Raw genomic sequence first — 4,536 nt, 5'->3', positions numbered from 1 at the left:
CTATGGAGGATTCTTTACCCCAACTGAGGCAGGAGCCATCGGAGCAACGATTCTGTTCATCTTTGCCATCATAAAGAAGAAACTGAATATACAAAACCTGATAGAGGCCCTCCAGGAGGCGGTACGTATATCCGTGATGGTCCTGTTTCTTGTAGCCGGCGCAAACGTCTTCAGTTATTTCCTGGCACTTTCAACGATTCCTATGAGGGTTGCCGAATGGGCAGCCGCTCTTACGGTTTCCCCATATCTGATTCACACGATCATTGTTATTATCTACCTGTTCCTGGGTTGCTTTCTGGATGCGATTTCCATGATGGTGCTGACTATGCCTGTGATCTACCCTGTTATTATCACTCTCGGTTTCGATCCCATATGGTTCGGGGTCATCGCCGTATTGATGATGGAGGCAGGGTTGATCACGCCCCCCATGGGACTCAACATATTCACTGTTGCCGGGGTGGCAAAGGATGTATCTGTTGAAACCATTTTTCGCGGAGTTATGCCTTTTCTCTTCGCAATATTCGCCATAGTTGCCTTAATTACCATTTTTCCCAAGATTGCTCTATTGCTGCCGAGCATGATGACGAGATAGGGCGACAGGTAAAGGGCTTAGTGTCTCAAACACTTGAAGAAGCCTAAAATATGCAGCTAAAGAAGCATAAATAGAAGAGAAATCAGGAATTCCCAAAGGTGATGCAATTCTAACTGTGATGCAGGGAAAATATTTGCAGAAATAAATTGGGCCTGGGCACAGTCACTCTGAACCTTTCCTTAACCGGGAAGGAGGGGAGTTAAAAGATAGTTGGGGCTTTAGAGAGCCTGACTCTATCCGTATCTGATGGTAGAATCCCTTCAGACCCCTGTCTCAATTGATGATAATGTAACGATAACAGGTCGAAAAGACGTGAAATATATTAGGAGGTTTATTTAATGGCATTATTAACAGAAGTAAAGAAGCATTATGGAAAACTCAAATTTCTCATCAACGGTGAGTGGATCGATTCCAAATCGACCGATATCCAGGAGAGTACCAATCCTGCAACCGGCGAGGTGATCGCGGAATTCCCCAGCGCCACAAAGGATGAGGCCCTTGCGGCGGTAAAGGCCGCCCACGAAGCTTTTCAGTCTTGGAAGTATGTTCCCCTGCGGGACAGGGGACGGCTGCTCTTTGGGATGCATGCGAAGTTTGAAGAAAACTATGAAGATATGTGCCGGATCCTTACCCAGGACCACGGTAGAACCATTGGTGAAGCGCGGGGTTCGGTGAGCCGTGTCATAGAAAATATCGAATCCGCCTGTTCAGCCCTTTACGGGTTGCCCAAACAGAATGAGCACCTGGATCAACTGGCCAACGGGATCGACCAGTATCTCGTTTGGGAACCCCTCGGGGTCTTTTTGATAATTACCCCGGGCAATATCCCCATGCACGCCTGGTCTTCCTTTGTACCCTATGCCATGGCGGCCGGATGTACCGTAGTCGTCAGTCCGAGCAGACAGGACCCTATAGCGGCGGAGACCATATCCAGAGTAGCCCAGGAGGCCGGTTTCCCTCCGGGTGTCATCAATATGGTCCATGGGGGGCGACAGATCAATAGACTGATCCTGGAGCAACCGGAAGTCAAAGGGGTTGGTTTCATCGGATCAAACAGGGCCGGACATGAACTCTTCGAGACCTGCGGCAGGTTCAGAAAGACCTCATCCATCAACGGCAACGGCAAAAATCATGTGGTGATCATGCCCGATGCAGATATCGACGACTCTATCAACTGGCTCCTGAGGGCCTGTTTCGGTATGACCGGCCAGAGATGCCTCGGAGTGGACAACGTGGTCATCGTCGGAAACATTTACGACGAAGTGAAGGAGAAATTCATCGCAGGGGCCAAGGCCATGAAACTCGGTTACGGTCTCGATGAAGATGCGGAATTGGGTCCCTATACCACCCAGGGTGGAAAGGACAAAATCCTCGATTGGATCGACAAATCCCTGCAGGATGGCGCAAAGATGGCTTTTGACGGGAGGGCTGTCAAGGCGGAAGGCTATCCCAACGGCTACTTCATGGCACCGACCATTCTCGAAGATGTGAACGTGGACATGCCCATGGCCAAGGAGGAGGCCTTTGGTGCGGTTGCCGCCCTGATCAGGGGTGAGAGCCTGGATCAGGCCATTGATTGGATCAACACCAAGACAAATCTCGGCCATTCGGCCGCTATCATGACCAGCAACATGAAAAACGCCCGGAAACTCATCAGGGAGGCTAATGTGGGCAATGTTGCGGTGAATTTGGGCGTAGCTCAGCCCTACGCCTTCTTCCCCCTTGGTTCCCGGCGAGATTCGTATGTAGGATCCGCCAAGTCCCGGATGGCCTCCATGCGTTTTTTCATGGACGAGAAGACTGTGGTATCCCGCTGGATATAAACTTATAATCCTGGCCCGGATAGAGTTTTAAGTGAACCTGACCGGGCCAGAAAACCTTTCATCGGTCAAAATAAGGCTATTAGAGTTTTATAAGATATAAGATAAAAAGAGGAAGTATTGCATTCTCAATAAATGTACTATTTGTAAAAGGAGGTATAGCAATGAAACGAAGTATATGTCTTTCTATTGTTTTGTCTCTTTGTGGGCTTTTTATGTCAAAACCTTTCCCTATGGCCTGCATTGATTGCGGTGCTGAAGGCCATATTGGAGTAATTGTCGTCGATGTTCAGGGTGATTTTACGACCTGGAAAAAAGGGGCTCTCGCTGTAAATGGTGCCGATGAACCCTTTGTCAATAAGGTTGAAGATACCACCAAGTCTCTCAAAAAAGAGGGCTTTTTGATCTTCGGCACCCAGGACTGGCATCCTGGAGACCATGTCTCGTTTTTCACCAATCATGATGGGAAAAAGCCTTTCGAGGTCATCCAAATCGAAGGGCGGACCCAGGTTCTTTGGCCGCCCCACTGTGTGCAGGGAACGGAGAATGCCCGGATCCTTGTGGATAACAACTTGTTCCTTGCGACCGTAAAGAAAGGCCAGGATTCTCGCTTTGACAGCTATTCAGGCTTCCAGGATGACGGCGGAGCCAAAACTGAAATGGACAAAATCCTCAAACGTAATATGGTAAAAAAGGTTGTTGTGTACGGCATCGCCACTGACTACTGCGTGAAAGCAACGGCCATAGACGCGGCCCGAGCCGGATACAAGGTGATTGTTGTGGAGGACCTTTGCCGAGGAGTGGCCCCGGAAACCAGCCAGAAAGCCCTGGAAGAGATGAAGGCAGAGGGAATTGCGGTTCTTAAAACGCTGGACCTGAAGAAAGTAAAGGAACTTTGAAAATAAAAAATTGATACGGGTGACGCCTTTCACGACGGCAGCCGGGCAAAGAATAGGTTATTTTCCGATACGGAAGGAATGCTAGTGTCATGAAAACATACAAACAGATTCCGATTGAATGTACAGTCAACGGGAAAAAGGTGTCTCTGGAGGTCGATTCAGGCGAGACGGCGCTTGAGATGATCCGCGACCGTCTCTCGCTCAAGGGAACTAAGGAAGGTTGCGGCATTGGGGAATGCGGCGCATGTACAATCGTGGTGGACGGTAAAAGCATAAATGCCTGCCTGATGCTCGCTGCAAAGCTCAATGGGAGGGAAATCATAACTGTTGAGGGTTTGGAGGAAAATTCCGGTCTCCATCCTCTCCAGCAGTCCTTTATTGACCATCATGCGGTTCAGTGCGGCTTTTGTACTCCAGGATTGCTGATGAGCAGTTATTCCCTGTTAAAAGAAAATTCCCATCCTGATCGCATGAAAATCATGGATGCACTTTCAGGAAATGTTTGTCGGTGCACGGGGTATCAGCAGATTTTGGAGTCGGTTGAGGACGCGGCTGAACGGCTCGGCAAGGAGAAGGTAAAATGAAAAGGGATTTGGAATACGTGAAGCCGGATACCCTGGATGAGGCGCTTGTGTTCTTATGGGAACACGGAACGGAAACAAAAATCATTGCAGGCGGGACCGACATCATGGTTGATCTTCGTGCCGGGAAGCTGAACGTAAAATATCTTATGGATATTTCCTGCATAGAGGAAATTGCAGGCATTGAAGCAGGGAATAACGCTTTGTCTATTGGATCCGGAGTAACCCTTTCCGAGATTCACGACTCTCAAATCGTTGGGCGATATGCCCCTGCACTTCAAAAGGCCTCCTTTAAATTTGCTAGCAAACAGATCAGGAACATTGCAACAATCGGAGGAAATATTGGTAACGCTTCACCCTCGGCGGATACCGTTCCTCCAATGATCGTTCATGAAACCGTAGCCATTCTTCGCCATATCAACGGAGAACGAAGGGTCTCCATCGAAGACTTGTTTGTCGGTCCTTACAGGAGTGCAGTGCGTCCGGAAGAAATCATTGTGTCCTTTCTTTTGAAAACGGGCGAAAATTTATACGCCGATTTTCAAAAAATAGCGAGACGAAAAGCTCTGGCCATTGCCCGAATGAATATGGCCCTGCTTGCCGGAAAAGACGGAGAAGGAAAGATCAACTTCATTCGGATCGCT

At 48.8% G+C, this 4,536-nt stretch carries 5 protein-coding genes; all 5 read left to right on the top strand.

What is annotated here, in order from left to right; translation table 11 throughout:
- Nucleotides 1–592, top strand: a 592-nt coding sequence (locus tag JW883_04290; protein ID MBN1841488.1) for a TRAP transporter large permease subunit, incomplete at its 5' end; no start/stop codon positions are given.
- 338 nt (nucleotides 593–930) lie between these two features.
- Nucleotides 931–2,415, top strand: a complete 1,485-nt coding sequence (locus JW883_04285) for an aldehyde dehydrogenase family protein (protein MBN1841487.1) — start codon at nucleotides 931–933, stop codon at nucleotides 2,413–2,415.
- 230 nt (nucleotides 2,416–2,645) lie between these two features.
- Nucleotides 2,646–3,311, top strand: a complete 666-nt coding sequence (gene pncA, locus JW883_04280; GenBank protein ID MBN1841486.1) for a bifunctional nicotinamidase/pyrazinamidase — start codon at nucleotides 2,646–2,648, stop codon at nucleotides 3,309–3,311.
- Between the two features lie 89 nt (nucleotides 3,312–3,400).
- Complete coding sequence (locus tag JW883_04275) at nucleotides 3,401–3,895, top strand: (2Fe-2S)-binding protein (GenBank protein MBN1841485.1); 495 nt, start codon at nucleotides 3,401–3,403, stop codon at nucleotides 3,893–3,895.
- Nucleotides 3,892–4,536, top strand: a 645-nt coding sequence (locus tag JW883_04270) for an FAD binding domain-containing protein (protein ID MBN1841484.1), incomplete at its 3' end; no start/stop codon positions are given. The genes JW883_04275 and JW883_04270, both read left to right, overlap by 4 nt.

It is taken from the genome of Deltaproteobacteria bacterium (assembly GCA_016930875.1).
In the GTDB taxonomy this organism is placed as follows: Bacteria; Desulfobacterota; Desulfobacteria; order Desulfobacterales.
This window is presented reverse-complemented; position numbering and strand designations above follow the sequence as displayed.